13 protein-coding genes and 1 pseudogene are annotated in these 16,186 nt (G+C 69.5%); 10 read left to right on the top strand and 4 right to left on the bottom strand.

The window, feature by feature from the left end:
- Nucleotides 1-29 precede the first annotated feature (29 nt).
- From AB0F58_RS28975 to AB0F58_RS28965, 3 genes and pseudogenes are all read left to right on the top strand, one after another.
- Nucleotides 30-449: a transposase family protein gene (locus AB0F58_RS28975; RefSeq protein WP_357149709.1), complete on the top strand. Its 420-nt coding sequence runs from the start codon at nucleotides 30-32 to the stop codon at nucleotides 447-449.
- 317 nt (nucleotides 450-766) lie between these two features.
- A complete protein-coding gene (locus tag AB0F58_RS28970) occupies nucleotides 767-2,563 on the top strand; it encodes an AIPR family protein (protein WP_357149706.1) in 1,797 nt (598 codons plus the stop codon).
- A 418-nt stretch (nucleotides 2,564-2,981) separates the two neighbouring features.
- Nucleotides 2,982-3,832: pseudogene (locus tag AB0F58_RS28965) on the top strand (IS5 family transposase).
- A 107-nt stretch (nucleotides 3,833-3,939) separates the two neighbouring features.
- Here AB0F58_RS28965 and AB0F58_RS28960 read toward each other — a convergent pair.
- A complete protein-coding gene (locus AB0F58_RS28960) occupies nucleotides 3,940-4,374 on the bottom strand; it encodes a VOC family protein (RefSeq protein ID WP_357149703.1) in 435 nt (144 codons plus the stop codon).
- Between the two features lie 138 nt (nucleotides 4,375-4,512).
- On the opposite strand from AB0F58_RS28960, the gene AB0F58_RS28955 reads away from it, so the two are divergent.
- The 4 genes from AB0F58_RS28955 (at nucleotide 4,513) to AB0F58_RS28940 (ending at nucleotide 8,758) form a co-directional block, all read left to right on the top strand.
- Entirely contained in the window at nucleotides 4,513-5,862 is a 1,350-nt protein-coding gene (locus tag AB0F58_RS28955) for an AAA domain-containing protein (RefSeq protein WP_357149768.1), read from the top strand.
- A gap of 316 nt (nucleotides 5,863-6,178) precedes the next feature.
- Nucleotides 6,179-7,081, top strand: a complete 903-nt coding sequence (locus AB0F58_RS28950) for a hypothetical protein (protein ID WP_357149700.1) — start codon at nucleotides 6,179-6,181, stop codon at nucleotides 7,079-7,081.
- 159 nt (nucleotides 7,082-7,240) lie between these two features.
- Nucleotides 7,241-8,143 carry a hypothetical protein gene (locus tag AB0F58_RS28945; protein ID WP_357149698.1) on the top strand — a complete coding sequence of 301 codons (903 nt, stop codon included), beginning with the start codon at nucleotides 7,241-7,243 and terminating at the stop codon, nucleotides 8,141-8,143.
- 102 nt (nucleotides 8,144-8,245) lie between these two features.
- Complete coding sequence (locus AB0F58_RS28940) at nucleotides 8,246-8,758, top strand: GNAT family N-acetyltransferase (RefSeq protein WP_357149695.1); 513 nt, start codon at nucleotides 8,246-8,248, stop codon at nucleotides 8,756-8,758.
- Nucleotides 8,759-8,788: 30 nt separating this feature from the next.
- Here the strand turns inward: AB0F58_RS28940 and AB0F58_RS28935 are convergent, their stop codons facing one another.
- The 3 genes from AB0F58_RS28935 to AB0F58_RS28925 all read right to left on the bottom strand — a co-directional run bounded on the left by AB0F58_RS28935 (nucleotide 8,789) and on the right by AB0F58_RS28925 (nucleotide 13,470).
- Nucleotides 8,789-9,643, bottom strand: coding sequence for an aldo/keto reductase (locus tag AB0F58_RS28935; protein WP_357149692.1), 855 nt, complete (start codon nucleotides 9,641-9,643; stop codon nucleotides 8,789-8,791).
- A gap of 136 nt (nucleotides 9,644-9,779) precedes the next feature.
- Entirely contained in the window at nucleotides 9,780-12,128 is a 2,349-nt protein-coding gene (locus AB0F58_RS28930) for an isoamylase (RefSeq protein WP_357149689.1), read from the bottom strand.
- A 151-nt stretch (nucleotides 12,129-12,279) separates the two neighbouring features.
- Nucleotides 12,280-13,470 (bottom strand): endonuclease, encoded by a 1,191-nt coding sequence (locus AB0F58_RS28925; RefSeq protein ID WP_357149686.1) that lies wholly within the window; start codon nucleotides 13,468-13,470, stop codon nucleotides 12,280-12,282.
- Nucleotides 13,471-13,598: 128 nt separating this feature from the next.
- Between AB0F58_RS28925 and AB0F58_RS28920 the strand changes: the two genes are divergently transcribed.
- From AB0F58_RS28920 to AB0F58_RS28910, 3 genes are all read left to right on the top strand, one after another.
- The gene (locus tag AB0F58_RS28920) at nucleotides 13,599-13,796 is read left to right on the top strand and encodes a hypothetical protein (protein ID WP_357149683.1); all 198 of its coding nucleotides are present in this window, start codon (nucleotides 13,599-13,601) and stop codon (nucleotides 13,794-13,796) included.
- A 178-nt stretch (nucleotides 13,797-13,974) separates the two neighbouring features.
- A complete protein-coding gene (locus AB0F58_RS28915; RefSeq protein WP_357149681.1) occupies nucleotides 13,975-14,475 on the top strand; it encodes a helix-turn-helix domain-containing protein in 501 nt (166 codons plus the stop codon).
- A 134-nt stretch (nucleotides 14,476-14,609) separates the two neighbouring features.
- Nucleotides 14,610-16,076: a serine hydrolase domain-containing protein gene (locus AB0F58_RS28910; protein ID WP_357149678.1), complete on the top strand. Its 1,467-nt coding sequence runs from the start codon at nucleotides 14,610-14,612 to the stop codon at nucleotides 16,074-16,076.
- Nucleotides 16,077-16,186: the final 110 nt, after the last annotated feature.

The raw sequence follows: 16,186 nt of genomic DNA, 5'->3' as shown, positions 1-16,186 counted from the left end.
ATCCGGTCCCGCAGCACCGACAGGCGTTGATGGATGCCACGGGGGCGCGGGTAGGCCGGCCGGCTGCATGGCGTAGCGGGCGGAAAAAGTTGATGTCCGGCAAGCCCTGGCTGAACGCGATGAAAGCCCTGGTGATCCGTGATCCGCTCGGCCGGCTGTTGTTCTGTGGAAAGGCACATCCGGGCTCGATGCACGACATCACTCAGGCCCGCACCGCTGGCCCGGTCGGCCTTCTTCTGCAAGCGCCACTCGGCGTGCGGAGCCTCGCCGACGCCGGCTACCAGGGCCTGAGCACCGATAGGCGCGGTCATTACCCCGAGACACAAGCCGCGTCTACGCCAGATCTCACTTGCCACCGAGCGTCATCGCCGCACGCGAGGCGAACCGCAAACGGCACTCCTCCCGACGCGTCCGTCGAGCCCGCCACTGGACACCGCAAGGACTGGTGAATCCTCGGCCGCTTCCACGGTCGGCGCGGCTCCTTCGATATCACCATCCGGGCGATGGCCTCCGGTCCCAGCACAAACGCACCGACCGCACCGAGCACAGTGCCCGGCGAACTAGGACCTACCCGCCACGCCCACGTTCGATGAGACGGCGCTGCTCCTTCCACCATCGACCGCGTACGAGGCCGTAAGGATGTCCCGTAACTGTGTTTCGCTCCAAGGTGGACTAAGGTGAGGTGCAGGTGATCGTGATGGCCAGTCAGGAGTGGATCTGACCGTTCGTCGGGTTGTAGCCCGTCCAGTTCCGCAGGCTGATCCGCTTGGTCTTGGCCGTGGTGGTGGCGCGATTGCCGATGGCAGGCCGGAAAAAATGTGAGGTGTGTATGTCTGGTGCTCAAACTCTGGTCAAAACTGTCTTTCGTGATTGGCATCGTGAGAACCTTTCTGAGATGGCTGAAGACGATGCCTGGGAGGTCTTTGTCGCCTGGCTGTTACTTCGCGAGTTCGACGTAACTCTGGACGCGCTTCAAGACGGGATTGTCGATGGCAGCAACGATGGCGGAATCGATGCGATTTACACCCTGATCGAGGGAGGAATTACTCCTCCTGACCACAAGGCGGTAGAAGATCCGCGCGCCGCGAGAGAAATGACGGAGGGTCTGGAGTTAAGTCTGTATGTGCTGCAGGCGAAAAACAATGAACGATTTCCGCAGTTGATGGTTACGACGTTGCAATCAATTTTGCCTCGCGCTCTCGATCTTGCTCAGGATCTCGACCTATTGTCAAGCGAACTGAATCCGGCCGCCATGGAGCAGATTGGCTTGTTCCGAGACGCGTATAGGAACCTTCTTTCTAGGCGCCCGAAAGTGGCTGTTCACGTCGTTATGGCTTCTCGTGGCTTTGCGGATCGAGTGGCAGATAACGTAGAAAGCAGAGCCAGGAGTCTAAAGCGGGACCTGGAGAGGCTGATGCCTTCTGCGATGGTAGAGGTGCAGTTCGTAGGTGCCGAAGAACTGTGGAGCTTGTATGATCGGCGCCCGGCCAAGACGCTAACTCTCGAATGTGAGGAGGTCATGACGAGCGGCGAATCCTATGTTGCATTGGCAAGGCTTTCCAGTTTCATGAAGATGATCTCAGACGACAGTTATGCGATCCAGAGACATCTTTTTGACGCTAATGTACGTGACTTCCAAGGAGATGTTGCTGTTAACAAGGAGATCCTTGCCTCACTCAAGAGGGAGGATGGCCCTGATTTCTGGTGGCTTAATAATGGTGTGACGATTTTGTGCGACGAGGCTCACAGTGTTGGAAAACGGTTCGCCTTGACGAACGTGCAGATTGTAAATGGCCTGCAGACTTCCCATAATATGGCTCGTTGGTTCAATGAGCAGCGCCTTGTCGGAGATTTAGACCGTCTGCTGGCGGATTCGCGTAATCTCCTCGTCCGCATCATTGTTGCCGACGACACGGCTGTTCGTGATCAAATTATTCGAGCAACCAACAGGCAGACTCCCGTTGCGGATGCTTCGCTTCGTGCGACCGACGAAGTGCAGCGACGGATTGAAGCATTTTTCTCGGCTAAAGGGCTTTTTTACGATCGTCGGAAGGGGTACTACCGGAACTTGGGTAAGGATCCGGGCCGGATCGTCAGCATTTCTCATCTTGGCCAAGCAGTCTATGCCATTGCTTACGGTCGGCCCGAAGTTGCGCGAGGTAAGCCCAATTCATTGCTAGCGGAAGATAGCAGGTATAAGCAGGCCTTCGACGGTAAGGCGGATCTCAGCATCTTTTACTGGTGCGCCAAGACGATGCGAGCTGTTGATGAGGCGATGCAGGGCGGTTCTCCCGTTTTAAAATATTGGGAGAAGAGGCATCTGTCGTTCTTCATTGCCTTTGCCTTGGTGGCGAGAAAGTTGGGCAAAGCTCCGAGTCATTGGACTGACATCGTTGATCTGGCGAAGTCGGACTACTCGTTTTCTGAGGATGAGTTGCAAACCGCTTACCGGCTTTCGGTTGGGGCTTTGGAGAGCTTCACTAAGGCAAACAAAACGAAAGCTGTAGATGCTACGAAGCGGCAGCCGTTTACACAGTTCCTCGCTCAGCGGGCGGCTGGCTAGAGATCAGGCACGACGGCCTTCGCATCATAAATAAAGGCGGAAACAGGCGGGTCAAGGCCGACAAAATCGTGCAAGGAACCTAGCATCACTTCTCGATGTTTAGTCTGCCAGAGTGCTTCCGAGGATGCCCGAACTCTTGTGTGTGTCAGGCCCACGTGGCATCCCCCATCACGCCTTGTCGAGTGGTGGGGGATGTTGCCAGATACGCCCGTCGACGGATGATGGCTCGGCCTCCTCGACCAGGTCGAGGAGGCTGGGGATCAGGTTGGGGGTGGCTGCGAAGGTGATGGCCGATGCGCTGTTGTGGTCGGTCCCGTCGCGGTCTTTGACGGCTGCTCAGCTTCACGCGCGACCGCCAACCCGGCAGTCATGTCCTAGGCGGTGTCTTTAAGGATCTTGGTGTCGGATGATGTAGGGCGTGGGTCGTCGCTACGAGTTGTCTGACGTTGAGTGGGAGTCGTTGTCGCGGTACCTGCCGTCGGCGGTGACCGGTGGTCGCCCGCGATCGGATGACCGGCGGGTGCTCAACGGGATCGTGTGGAAGGTCCGGGCGGGCGCGACCTGGCGTGACGTGCCCGCCCGCTACGGCTCCTGGCAGTCGATCTACACCCGTTTCCGCAGGTGGGCTCTGGACGGCACGTTCACGCGGATGCTCGCCGGAGTGCAGGCCGACGCGGACGCGGCCGGGGACATCGACTGGCTCGTGTCGGTCGATTCCACCATCGTGCGGGCTCATCAGCACGCCGCCGGGGCCAAAGGGGGCGACGGGAAACGGACGAACCACAAGATCACGCCCTCGGTCGAAGTCGCGGCGGACTGACCACGAAGATCCACCTCGCCTGCGACGGCGCCGGCAGGGCCCTGGCGTTCGTGCTCTCTGGCGGCAACGTCAACGACTGCACCCGTTTCACCCAGGTCATGGCGGCGATCCGCGTCGGGCGGTCCGGGCCGGGCCGGCCCCGGGTCCGCCCGGACCACGTCATCGCGGACAAGGGCTACAGCTCCAGGGCCATCCGGGCCGAGCTACGCCGACGCGGAATCAGACACACGATCCCCGAACGCGCTGACCAGCAAGCCGGCCGCCGCCGGCGAGGCAGCCGGGGTGGCCGACCACCGAAGTTCGACAAGCAGCTCTACAAACGCCGCAACGTCGTCGAACGCTGCTTCAACCGCCTCAAGCAGGCCCGCAGCGTCGCCACCCGCTACGACAAGACCGCCACGTCGTACCAGGCCACCGTCACCACCGCCGCCCTACTGCAATGGCTGTAACCCTTTGAAGACACCGCCTAGGTATGGTTCGACAGGGTAAGTGCCGCGTCGACTCGTCCTTCTGCCAGCCAGGCCAGGCGAGCGCAGCACATCGGAAGAACGTCGGATCAGGGCTGGCCGAAGTCGGGCAGGGTGAGCGACCCGTCGGGAGCCAGCGTGAATCCGGGGTTGTGGGCGATCTCCCAGACGTGGCCGTCCGGGTCGGCGAAGCAGCCGGCGTAGCCGCCGTAGAAGGTCCGTCGGGCCGGTCGGGTGATGGTCGCTCCGGCGTCGGCGGCCTCGGCGAGCACCTGGTCGACCTCGTCGCTCGTGCGGACGTTGTGCGCCAGGGCGATGCCGCCGAAGCCGTTGTCGTCCCGGTCGGTGATCCCGACGTCCTCGGCGACCTTGCTGCGGCTCCAGAGCACGACGGCGAGGTCGCCGGCCTGGAAGAAGACGGTCTCCTCGACCTCCTGGCCGCGCCAACCGAGCCGCTCGTAGAAGGCGCGGGCACGGGCCAGGTCGGTGACGCCGAGAGTGATCAGGCTGATCCGCTGTTCCACTACCGCACCGTACCGCCGACCGTCCGGTACGTGAGGCTGACGCCGCGCGGGAGGAACGCTCGGCTGGAGGGCGGCCGGGGGGGGCGCACTCGTATGGTGGGCGGGTTCCGGGTGGCAGACGAGCGGGGGCGCGGGCAGATGCGGGATGTGCTGGAGCTGCCGCCGGCCGTGGCGGCGGAACGGGTCATCACGGCGGTCCTGGCCGACCTGCGTTCCGGCGACCACCGGGGCGTGGTGGTCGACTCGCCGCCCGGGGCCGGCAAGTCGACGCTCGTCGTCCGGGCGGCGGTGGAGCTGGCCGGGGCCGGCGAGCCGCTGATCATCATCGCGCAGACCAACGAGCAGGTCGACGACCTGATCGACCGGCTCGCCCGGAAGGATCCCGAGCTGCGGATCGGCCGGCTGTCGGCCGCCGACTACCGGCCGACCGAGCGGATCAGGGCGCACGAGACGGTCCGGGTGGCCGCGAAGGTCGCCGACCTCGGTGGTCCGGCCGTCGTCGTCGGTACGGCCGCCAAATGGGCCACCGTCACCGAGGGTTCCTGGCCGTGGGCGATCGTGGACGAGGCCTACCAGATGCGGTCGGACGCCCTGTTGCGGGTGGCCAGCCGGTTCGAGCGGGCCCTGTTCGTGGGGGATCCGGGGCAGCTCGACCCGTTCTCCACCGTCGAGACCGCGCGCTGGACCGGTCTGACCTGGGATCCGATGCAGTCGGCGGTGGCGGTGCTGCTGCGCCACAACCCGGATCTGCCGGTGCACCGGCTGCCGGTGTCGTGGCGGCTGCCCGCCTCGGCGGCCCGGGTGGTGGCGGCGGCCTTCTACCCGTTCACCGGGTTCCGGGCCGGGACCGGACCGGACGACCGGGTGCTGACCTTCACCGAGGCCGGCCCGGGTGACGCGCTCGACGCGACGGTGGAGCTGGCCGCGTCGTCGGGTTGGGCGTTGCACGAGCTGCCGGCCCGGCACACGGTGCGGACCGACGGTGAGGCGGCGGCGGCCTGCGCCGAGCTGGCCCTACGGGTGTTGGAGCGTGGCCCGGTGGCCTACTCGTCGGGCCAGACGTCCCCGGTCGACGCGTCCCGGATCGCCGTCGGGGCCGCGCACCGCGACCAGGTCGCGGCGATCCGCGCCCGGCTCGGCCAGGCCGGGGCGGGCGTCACGGTGGACACCGCCAACCGGCTCCAGGGCCGGGAGTACGACGTCACGATCGTCCTGCACCCGCTGTCCGGACGGCGGGACGCCACCGCGTTCCACCTGGAGTCGGGGCGGCTCTGCGTCCTGACCAGCCGGCACCGGCACGCCTGTGTCGTGGTGGCCCGCGCCGGGATCGCCGAACTGCTCGACGCCCACCCGTCGACCGAGCCGGTGCACCTCAACGTCCCGGTCAGGTTCCCGGACGGCTGGGAGGCGAACCAGGGGATCCTGTCCATGTTGCGACAGAGCAGCGTGGCGGCCCGGCCCCGAGCCGTTCCGGTCGCACGCGGCTGACGCACCCCGGGCGGCGTCCCCGTCCGTCCGCACGTCCCTTGGGTGGGGCCCGGCGACGGGTGCTCTCCGGATCACCCGCACCGCCCGGTGGCACCGGCACGCCTGCCTGCGGATCAGTCGTGCGTCACTCCACTGTCAACGACGCGTGCCTCCGGACTGACGAGGCTGAACGGGGTGGGGCTGACCATGGCGACATCTGGTCCTCCCTGCGGTGGCCACCAACGCGTGGGACCGCAGGGCCGGACGGACGCCATGCCAGCCAACCGAGAAGCCTGGAGTACGCGGTGACGGGACCGGGCTGAGAAGAGGAGCAACAATGTCAGATCAGACACGGTTCCGGCGGATCGGAGCCCGAGGGATCGTCCTCGCGCTCGGCGTCGCCCTGACCGGGGTGGCCATCCCCGCGAGCCCGGCATTGGCCACCGTCCCCGGCCTTCTGCGGATGGCCTCGTCCAGCCCCACCGGTTCCGCCAACTACCAGAGCGCCACCGCCATCTGTCCGCTCGGGAAGGTGCTGGTGGGGACGGGGTACGAGATCCTCGGCGGGAACGGTGAGGTGACGGTGGACGACTTCCGGGTCAACGGCGGCCCGGCCACCGCCCCGACCGCGGTGACGGTGGGCGCCTACGAGATCGACGAGTTCGCCGGAAGCTGGACGGTCAAGGCGTACGCGGTCTGCGCGGACCCGGTGGTCGGGACGGTGCGGGTCGCGGCGGTGACGCCGGACGACTCCGCCGACTTCCACACCGTCACCGCCGAATGCCCGAGCGGGAAGGTGTTGACCGGTTCGGGTTTCGAGCTGCGGGAGATCACCGGTAAGGGCATCGTGGACGAACTGCGGCCCGATGGCACCGTGAGCAGCGCCCCGACCGGGGTCACGCTCGGGGCCTACGAGGCTGACCCGTTCTACGGTGACTGGTCGGCGACCGTGTACGCCATCTGCGCGGACCCGCTTCCCGGGTTGGTGCAGTCCACCGCGATCAGCGCTCCCACCACGAGCGACTTCATGAACATCGTGGCCATCTGTCCGCCGGGAAAGGTGCTGCTCGGCGGAGGGTACGACCTCCGGGACGCCTTCGGCGAGGTCGTGGTGGACGACTTCGCCCCCGACGGCGGCCCGGCCACCTCGCCGGTGTCCATCATCGCCGGCGCCTTCCAGGAAGACCCCTACCTCGACGACTGGACCATCCGGGCGTTCGGGCTCTGCGCGAACCTCTGACGGCCGTTCGGGGCCAGGTGCCGCTTCCGTACCCGGGAGCGGCACGGTCCCGCGGACAAGGTGAAGCCAGTCGACTACGTGGAGTAAACGCATCGGAACAATGGCCCCGGAATTCCGCGCACGTGGTGCCGCGACCGGGGTAGCGGAACAGGAGCAACGATGTCAGATCGGACAGGGTTCCGGCGTCCCGGAACCCGTGGGCTCGCTCTCGTGCTCGGCGTCGCCGTGGTGGGGGTGTTCGCCCCGGCGAGCCCGGCCTCGGCGGCCGTCCCCGGGCTGGTGCGGATCTCCGCGACCAGCGTCAGCAACTCCGACGACTTCCGTACCGTCACCGCCGTCTGCCCGGTGGGGAAGATGCTGGTCGGGACGGGATACGAGGTCACCGGCGCGGCCGGGCAGGTGGTGGTGGACGACTTCACCCCCAACGGCAACACGGTGACCGCCCCCACCGCCCTGACCGTGGGGGCGTACGAGGCGGACCCGTTCGCCGGGAACTGGACGGTCACCGCGTACGCCGTCTGCGCGAACCCGCTGGCCGGGCTGGTGCGGATCTCCGCCCTGAGCAGCGCCGACTCGAACGACTTCCACAGTGCCACCGCCGCCTGCCCGACCGGCAAGGTACTGACCGGTGCCGGGTTCGAACTCACCGGCGTGACCGGCGAGGGCGTCGTGGACGACTTCCGGCCGAACGGGGGCATCGTCAACGCGCCGACGGCGGTGACCGTGGGGGCGTACGAGACGGACCCGTTCGTCGGCAACTGGACGGCGGCGGCGTACGGGATCTGCGCGAACCCGGTCGCCGGACTGTCCCGGCTCACCGTGCTCAGCGCCACCGACTCGAACGACTTCCACGGTGCCACCGCCGCGTGCCCGACCGGCAGGGTGCTCACCGGCGGGGGATTCGAGCTGAACGGCGCCACCGGTGAGGCCGTGGTGGACGACTTCGCCCCCAACGGCGGTGCGGTGAGCGCGCCGACGTCGGTGGTTTCCGGGGCGTACGAGGAGAAGCCCTTCGCCGGCAACTGGGACATCAGGTCGTTCGCCATCTGCGCCGACCGCTGACGGCGGTCCGCCGCGGTGCGGCTCCCGTGCGCGGGGGGCGGCACCACCTCGTCTGACGAATGGGCTTCACTGTCGGGAGACGACCCGACGGGAGGAGCCGTGGTGAACCTGGTCCGGATCGAGCCGTGGCAGGAACGGGACCTCGACCTGCTGCGGCGGATCAACGCGCCGGAGATGAAGCGACACCTGGGCGGCCCGGAGACCGAGGAGAAGGTCCTCGCCCGGCACCGGAAGTACGTGGACTTCGCGGGTACCGGCGCGGGCTGCATGTTCCGGGTGGTCGCGTTGCCGGAGGTCGAGGCGGTCGGCAGCATCGGCTACTGGGAACGTGTCCGGGACGGCCACACCGTCTACGAGCTGGGCTGGTCGATCCTGCCGGCGTACCAGGGCCGGGGCCTGGCCACCGCGGCGCTCACCGCGGCCCTGGACCAGGTCCGCGCCCGAAAGACGCACCGGTACGCGCACGCCTTCCCCTCGGTCGACAACGCCGCCTCGAACGCGGTCTGCCGCAAGGCCGGGTTCACCCTGCTCGGCGAGACCGACGTCGAGTTCCCGCCGGGTCGGCTGATGCGGGCGAACGACTGGCGGCTGGACCTCACCCCCGGCCCGGAATGAGCAGGGCCGGGATGTCATCCGGCCCGGACCTCAGGCGGGCAGCCAGTCGAAGGTGTCGGGGTGGGCGCCCTGGCGACCCGCCTCGCCCCGGTCCAGGGCGCTGATCCGGGCCAGGTCGTCGTCGTCCAGGGTGAAGTCGAAGATCGCGAAGTTCTCGGCGATCCGCGCCGGCGTGACCGACTTGGGAAAGACGACGTCGCCGCGTTGGATGTGCCAGCGGAGCACCACCTGGGCCGGGGTACGGCCCAGCCTCCCGGCGATCTCGGTGACCACCGGGTCGTCCAGCACCTTCCCCTGGGCGATCGGTGACCACGCCTCGGTGACGATGCCGTGCTCCCGCCCGTACGCCCGGACCTGCTCGTTGCCGAGGTAGGGGTGCACCTCGACCTGGTTCACCGCCGGCGGGGTCTCCGTCTCGGCGGCGAGTCGCTCCAGGTGCGGCACCTGGAAGTTCGACACGCCGATCGACCGGGCCCGGCCGTCGGCCCGGAACTCCTCCAGCGCCTGCCAGGTGGAGACGAAGTCGCCGTCGTAGCGGGTGGGCAGCGGCCAGTGGATCAGGAACAGGTCGACGTGGTCGAACCGCAGCTCGTCGAGGGTCGACTCGATCGCCTTGCGGGCGTCGTCCGGGCGGTGGAAGGCGTTGCTGAGCTTGCTGGTGACGAAGACCTCGTCCCGTTCCAGCCCGGAGGTCCGGATCGCCTGCCCGACCTCGGCCTCGTTGCCGTACATCTGGGCGGTGTCGATGTGCCGGTAGCCGACCCGCAGCGCCTCGCGGACGGCGGTGGTGGTGTCCCGGGGTTCGATCTGGAACACCCCGAAGCCGAGCTGCGGGATGGTGTTGCCGTCGTTGAGCGTGATGTCCGGAACCATGGTGGTGGCCATGCCACTCCTTCTGCGCCTCGTCAGGGTCTCCCGGTGCTGTCGTACCCGGCAGGCCGGAGGGCTCACCTGACGCGGCGCAGGAAAAGTCGACCGGTCGGGCCGGCGACGGCGTTCGCCGCCGGCCGACCGGGGACGGCTACCGGGCGACCAGGAGGAGCAGGCTGCGACCGCGCAGCAGGTAGCTGGTGCCCTGGCCGCCGATCAGCGCCTCCGACCCGGGGACGGCGACCTGGTCGGGCCCCTCCGCCCAGCTGGCGGTGTCGGTGACCCGGTACCACTGCTTCCCGGCCCCGGGCGACGGCAGGGTGAAGTTCACGTCCCCGGACCAGCCGTTGTAGCCGACGTAGACGGCCGACGCCGGGTCGCCGAACTCGGTGCCGTCGATCCGCCAGCCGAGCGCGTGGTTGCCGGCGTTGCCCCAGTACGCGGCGTCGGGGGCGCTGCCGGCCGGGGTGAACCAGGCGAGTTGGGCCATCCCGTTGCCGTTGGTGTCGGCGGCGGAGTAGAAGGTCGCCGGCCGCAGCGCCGGATGGGCGTGCCGGAAGGCGGCCAGCCGGGAGGCGAAGGTGCGGAAGGTGGTCTGGTCGGCCGTCGGGCTCCAGCCCAGCCAGTTCGCCGACGAGTCCAGGTTGTACGGGTTGTTGTTGCAGCGCATCCCGCGCAGTACCTCGTCGCCGCCGGTGATCATCGGGGTGCCGGCGGAGAGCATCAGGAAGGCGTGCCCGTTGCGGGCCGCCCGGCGCTGGTCGGCGGCGTTTCCGCCGTGGTCCCAGGAGACGTTGTCGTCGCTGCCGCCGTCGGACGGGCCGTACGGCCAGGGCTGGGTGTTGTTCTTGCTGTTGCAGGCGTACAGGTCGGCCAGGGTGAACCCGTCGTGGGCGACCATGAAGTTGACCGAGTTCCACGGTCGCCGCCCGTCGTCGCCGTACAGGTCGGCGGAGCCGGCGAACCGGTCGGCGAGCTGTCCCGGGGTGACCGGGTCGACGCCGAGCTTGTTCTGGTCGCGGCGCAGCGTGTCCCGGTACCGCCCGTTCCACTCCGACCAGCCGACCGGGAAGTTCCCCACCTGGTACGTCCCGTCGCCCAACGCCCACGGCTCGGCGATCCAGTCCACGCCCGCGCCGCCGCCGGCCGGGCGGGGCGGCATCTCCCGGGTGATCCGGTTGAGCGCGGTGTTCGGGTCGGTGCGGCTGTACGAGAAGCAGCCGTGCTGGCAGGTGTTGCCGAGCACGGAGGCGAGGTCGTGCCGGAACCCGTCGACCCCGAGCACGTTCTTCCAGTAGGCCAGCGAGTCGACGATCAGGTCCTGGGCGACCGGGTGGTAGGTGTTGTAGTTCCCGCCGACGCCGGTGTTGTCCCAGGACGACTGCCGGTCGGCGGTGAGCGAGTAGTAGGTCGGGTTGTCCAGCCCGCGCCAGGAGAAGATGTCGTAGACGTTCGACCCGCCCGCGCTGTAGACGCCGCCCTCACCGGTGTGGTTGTAGACCACGTCGACCAGCACCTTGATCCCGGCGTCGTGGAACGCCCTGACCATCTGCTGGAACTCGCGGGTCGGCCCGCCGGGGGAGCGGTCGTAGGCGTACCGGCGGTCCGGGGCGAAGTAGTTCAGGGTCATGTAGCCCCAGTAGTTGTCGCCCGCCGTGCCGGTGGGGTCGACGTCGTTGGTGTCGTTCTGCGTCTCCTGCAACGGCAGGAACTCCACCGCGGTCACCCCGAGCGAGGCGAGGTAGCCGGCCTTCAGGGCGGCGCCCCGGTAGGTGCCCCGGTAGGCCGCCGGGACCGACGGGTCGTTGCGGGTCAGCCCGCGCAGGTGCACCTCGTACACGAGGTCGTCCTTGAGGGCCCTGGTCGGCTTGCTGCCGACGCTCGCCGTGGTGGCGGCGAGGACCAGGCCCTTGGCCGCGTGCGGGCCGCTGTCGACCGTGCGGTACGCCGGCCCGGAGGCGTACACCGTCTGGTTGGCCATGCCGGGCCGCAGCGGGTCGTGGCTGATCTCCCGGGCGTACGGGTCGAGCAGCAGCTTGTTGGGGTTGAACCGGTTGCCGGCGGCGTCCACGTCGGCGACGAAGCCGGCCGGGGAGCCCTTGGTCCAGGCGCTGCTGTACGGCCAGTTCGGTCCCCAGGCCCGGTAGCCGTAGTAGACGGTGCCGGAGATGCCGGCGGCCCGCAGCGCGGCGACCTCGACGGTGGTGCCGAACACGCCCGAGGAGTCCCGGGTCAGCAGGTAGCTCACGTTCTCGCTCGTGCCGGTGGGGGTGGCGTAGAGGTTGACGGTCATCCGGGTGGCCGCGGCGGAGTGGACCCGGAAGGTGATCCGTGACCCGGTGCTGTCGTAGCGGGCGCCCAGGGCGCGGGCGTCGATCGCGGCGGCGGCCGGTGGGGGTGCGGTGACCAGGGGCGCGACCAGGGCGGCCAGCGCGGTCAGCGCGGCGGCGAGTCCGGCGGCGAGAGCGACCCGGGTACGCCGGGCGCGAGGTGCGGGCATGGCCTTCTCCGACGTCCGAGGTTCGGGTGCCGCAAGAACTTGCAGCGATTGCCGGAAAGATAACAGTCGATTTCAGTACCGTAAAGAACCCGATGGAAGTCGATGTAGCGTGGCCGGTCCCGGCGGGTCCGGGACCGGCCACGGCGGCCGGTCAGCCCCAGATCGAGGCGGCCCACTCCGGGTGGTCGACGAACGGGTTGCGGTTGCCCTGCCAGCGCTCGTAGATCCGCTGGTTGCGGCGCTTCTCGAAGCTGTCCGGCGGGTCGGCCTGGTGCCACTGGAGCAGCACCGACATCTTCCCGTGGTACGGCGCGCTGCCGTTGTTGACCGTGTTGTTCAGCTCCAGGTTCGGCCAGCCGTCGTTCCCCTCGTACCGGATGGCCATGTACATGATCATCCGGGCGACGTCGCCCTTGACCGCGGCGCGCGGCTCGAACGAGTCGGCGTCGGTGTAGTTGCCCGGGGCCTCGCCGACCGCACTGCCGCCGGTGTCGAAGTCCTTGTTGCCCCGGGTCGAGTTCACCGACACGTCCTCCGGGCGCAGGTGGTGCACGTCGGTGCCGGGGCCGGTCGAGGTGCCGAAGTCGCCGTGCGACTTGGCCCAGACGTGCTCGCGGTTCCAGTCGTTCGCCCCGCCGCCGTTGCTGGTCTTGCTCTGCGAGCGTCCGGTGTAGAGGAGGATCACGTTGTTCGGGTTGGCGGGGTCCTGGTCGGTGTCCTTGAGCGCCTCCCACACCTGGTCGTAGGAGAGCTTCGTCTGCGTCTTGATGATCGAGTGCAGCGAGCTGCGCAGTGCGCTGCCGGTCTTGCCGATCGCGGTGACGTAGTACGTCGAGTCGTAGTCGCCGCCCGGGACGGTGCCGGTCGGGTGGGGCGTGGGGGACGTGGTCGGCGACGGCCCGGTGGTGCCGCCGAGACTCATCGCGGTCGGGTTCTTCAGCCCGCCGTGGCTGAAGTACGCGGTCAGCGTGCCGGTCGTGGTGACCTGCCTCCCGGGCAGGTCCGGGTTGGTGAGCAGGCCGAACGTGCTGCGGAACGCGCTGGTGACCTGGACGTAGAGCATCCGGCCCGAGCTGGTCTCGGTGGCCGAGTCGGCGATGGCGATCGCGGTGTCGGCGGTGAAGCCGGACCGGAGCACCGTCGTGGTGGAGGTGGGTTGGCCGATGACGTACCCGGTCACGGTCGCCGTGCGGCCGTCCTGGGCGGCGAGCGCCTGGGCCACGGTGAGAGCCGTCGCGGCCGAGGCGGAGGTCACCACGACGGGTACCGCCACCGCGACGGTCAGTGCGACGGCGGTGATCATCCGCCCGGTTCGCGAGCGGGTGATGCTCCTAATATTCATGCCCAGCGATGTTATCGGCAGGGGTGCGGACTCCGGAAGATCATCCGGTCGACATTCCGTCGACGCGGCCGTGGCCGGCCGGCGGCGCGCTGGTTGCGGAGCCGTCGAGGTGGGAATACAGGGCCCTCATGAACGATCTTCCGCTGAACATCCTGACCGACGCCGGATTCACCACCGACGAGGCGAACCGCATCGTGGACCGCTTGGTTCAGGGCGTGGACAGCCGCACCGACGAGGGTCCGGACCGCATCGACGTCGAGTCCCTGCCGCCGGAGAAGCAGGAGGCGTTGAGCCGGTTCACCCTGGCGGTGGCGGCCGACAACTGACCGTCCTCGCCGCCCCCGACGAGGGGTGCCCCGCCGTGCGGACCCGGCAGCCGCGGGTGGGATCGAGAGCGTGCCGGACACCCGGCCGCCCGTGGGAACACCCCGCGGGCGGCCGGTGGCGTCTGCCCGGACGAGGGCGCCGGTTGTACGTAACTACGTACGTTCGTATTATCGAGTCATGGCATCCCTGGAGGAACGGGTCGCGGCGCTCGAGGCGCAGGTCGCGGAGCTGGTCGGGCGGGGGCCCGCCCCGACACCGCCCACGGCACCCGGTGACACGTTCTGGGCGCTCGACGGGCTGCGGCAGCGGCTGCCCGAGGGGCACTCCGGCGCGGTCCTCTACACCGGCACCGTCGACCTCGACGGCGAGCGGTACGACTGGCAGTACGGCCTGCCCGTCGACGACGTGCTCGCCGGTGACTGGTCCGAGTCGGCCGCCGCGCTGACCGCGCTGGCCCACCCGGTCCGGCTGCGGCTGCTGCGCGAGATCCTCGGCGGCCGGCGGGGCACCGCCGAACTGGCCGGGATCGAGGAACTCGGCACCACCGGCCAGCTCCACCACCACCTGCGCCAGCTCACCGCCGCCGGTTGGCTGCGCAGCGCCGGCCGGGGCCGGTACGTCGTCCCGCCGGAACGGGTGGTGCCGCTGCTCACCATCCTCACCGCCACCCACCGCTGATCCGGCCCACCCCGCCGGCTCCACCGCTGCCCGGCCCATCCCGCCGGCTCCACCGCCCGCCCGCCCGCGCCCGACCGACCCCGAGCCCGCCGCCGTACCGACCGGTCGTCCGGCACCGTCGCCAAGGAGCAACCATGCGCAGGTTCACCGCCATCACCCTCGTCATCGGCCTGCTCGCCGGGGCGCTGGCCCTGCTCGGCATACCCCGTCCCCCGCAGCTCTCCGGCCCGACCACCGGGGACGCCGACCTCGCCGCCGCCGTCCGGAGGGCCGCCGGGGACACCGAGGGGCTGCGGGGGCTCTCCGTCGCCCTCGTCGAGCCGGGCCGGGTCCGGGTCGCCGGCCTCGGCGAACGGAACCCCGACGGCGCACCGGTCGAGGCGGACACCACCTTCGAGATCGGCTCGGTCACCAAGACGCTGACCGGCATGCTCCTCGCCGACCAGGTGGCCGCCGGCACCGTGCGCCCCGACGACCGGCTGCGCGACGCCCTGCCGGTGAGCGGCCCGGCCGGCGACGTCACCCTGGCCGAACTGGCCAGCCACCGTTCCGGGCTGCCCCGGTTGCCGGTCACCTCGGTCGGTGGCGCGGCGCGGATCTGGTGGGCCAACGTCACCGCCGGCGACCCGTACGCCGGGCAGGACGTCGACTGGCTGACCCGGACTGCCGGCAGGACCGAGCCGGGCGACGGCCGGGGCCGGGTGGAGTACTCCAACCTCGGCGCGGCGCTGCTCGGGCAGGCGCTCGCCGCGAAGGCCGGCACCAGCTACCCGGAGCTGCTGGAGCGGGAACTGCTCACCCCGCTGGGCATGGACCGCACCTCCGTCCACGTCGACGGGGCCGCCCCGCCCGCCGGGCACGCCGACGGCGGTCGGGCCACCGGCCGGCCGGCCGACCCGTGGACCGGGTCCGGGTGGGTGCCGGCCGGCGTCGGCACCTGGTCCACCTCGGGCGACCTCGGCAAGCTCGTCGCCGCCGTGCTGGCCGGCAGCGCGCCGGGCGCGGACGCCGCCACCGCCCGCTTCGAGAGGGACGACCGCAGCCGGATCGGGTACGGCTGGTTCACCACCCGGCACGGTGACCGCGAGGTCGTCTGGCACAACGGTGGCACCGGGGGCTTCCGGGCGTACGTCGGCGTGGACCGGGCCGCCGGCAGAGGCGTGGTGGTGCTCGGCAACACCGACCGGTCGGTGGACCCGATCGGACTGCGGCTGCTCGGCGTACCGGAGGAGGACCTGCCGGCCGAGGGCGGCGCCGGGCTGCCCGGCTGGGTCGGGGTGGGGCTGGCGCTGGTGTTCAGCCTGATCGGCGGGCTCTCCCTGCTCGGCGCCGCGCGACGCGGCCCGGACCGGCTGAGCCTGCTCGACGCGGCGCTCTGGTTGCCGGCGTCCCTGCTGCTCGCCCACCGGCTCGGGGAGTGGACGGTGCTGCCGGGCTGGATCTGGGCGGTCGGGTGCGGGCTGGGCGCGGCCGGGTTGGCCCTGGCCGCCCGGCGGTGGCGGACGCTGCCCCTGGTTGCCGGCGTCCCGCCCTGGCGGCGCTGGACCGGCACCGTGCTGACCGTCTTCTTCGTCCTGGTCACCCTGGTGGCCGTCGCCTGACCGGCGGCGGGGCTCCGGCGAAGCCGGGCTCGTCGCTGACCCGGGTCATCGGCCCCTGCGCGACGGGCACCCGGATGCCGAGGTCGACGGCGAGCGGCGAACCGGGCGCC

Source organism: Micromonospora sp. NPDC023956 (genome assembly GCF_040639195.1).
Classification (GTDB): domain Bacteria; phylum Actinomycetota; class Actinomycetes; order Mycobacteriales; family Micromonosporaceae; genus Micromonospora.
This window is presented reverse-complemented; position numbering and strand designations above follow the sequence as displayed.

What these genes read in the sequence shown, in the direction of transcription:
- AB0F58_RS28935 (WP_357149692.1), bottom strand. Translation starts at nt 9,643, where the DNA reads ATGGCCACCACCATGGTTCCGGACATCACGCTCAACGACGGCAACACC.
- AB0F58_RS28915 (WP_357149681.1), top strand. Translation starts at nt 13,975, where the DNA reads ATGGCATCCCTGGAGGAACGGGTCGCGGCGCTCGAGGCGCAGGTCGCG.
- AB0F58_RS28950 (WP_357149700.1), top strand. Translation starts at nt 6,179, where the DNA reads ATGTCAGATCAGACACGGTTCCGGCGGATCGGAGCCCGAGGGATCGTC.
- AB0F58_RS28975 (WP_357149709.1), top strand. Translation starts at nt 30, where the DNA reads ATGGATGCCACGGGGGCGCGGGTAGGCCGGCCGGCTGCATGGCGTAGC.
- AB0F58_RS28920 (WP_357149683.1), top strand. Translation starts at nt 13,599, where the DNA reads ATGAACGATCTTCCGCTGAACATCCTGACCGACGCCGGATTCACCACC.
- AB0F58_RS28910 (WP_357149678.1), top strand. Translation starts at nt 14,610, where the DNA reads ATGCGCAGGTTCACCGCCATCACCCTCGTCATCGGCCTGCTCGCCGGG.
- AB0F58_RS28955 (WP_357149768.1), top strand. Translation starts at nt 4,513, where the DNA reads ATGCGGGATGTGCTGGAGCTGCCGCCGGCCGTGGCGGCGGAACGGGTC.
- AB0F58_RS28925 (WP_357149686.1), bottom strand. Translation starts at nt 13,470, where the DNA reads ATGAATATTAGGAGCATCACCCGCTCGCGAACCGGGCGGATGATCACC.
- AB0F58_RS28945 (WP_357149698.1), top strand. Translation starts at nt 7,241, where the DNA reads ATGTCAGATCGGACAGGGTTCCGGCGTCCCGGAACCCGTGGGCTCGCT.
- AB0F58_RS28930 (WP_357149689.1), bottom strand. Translation starts at nt 12,128, where the DNA reads ATGCCCGCACCTCGCGCCCGGCGTACCCGGGTCGCTCTCGCCGCCGGA.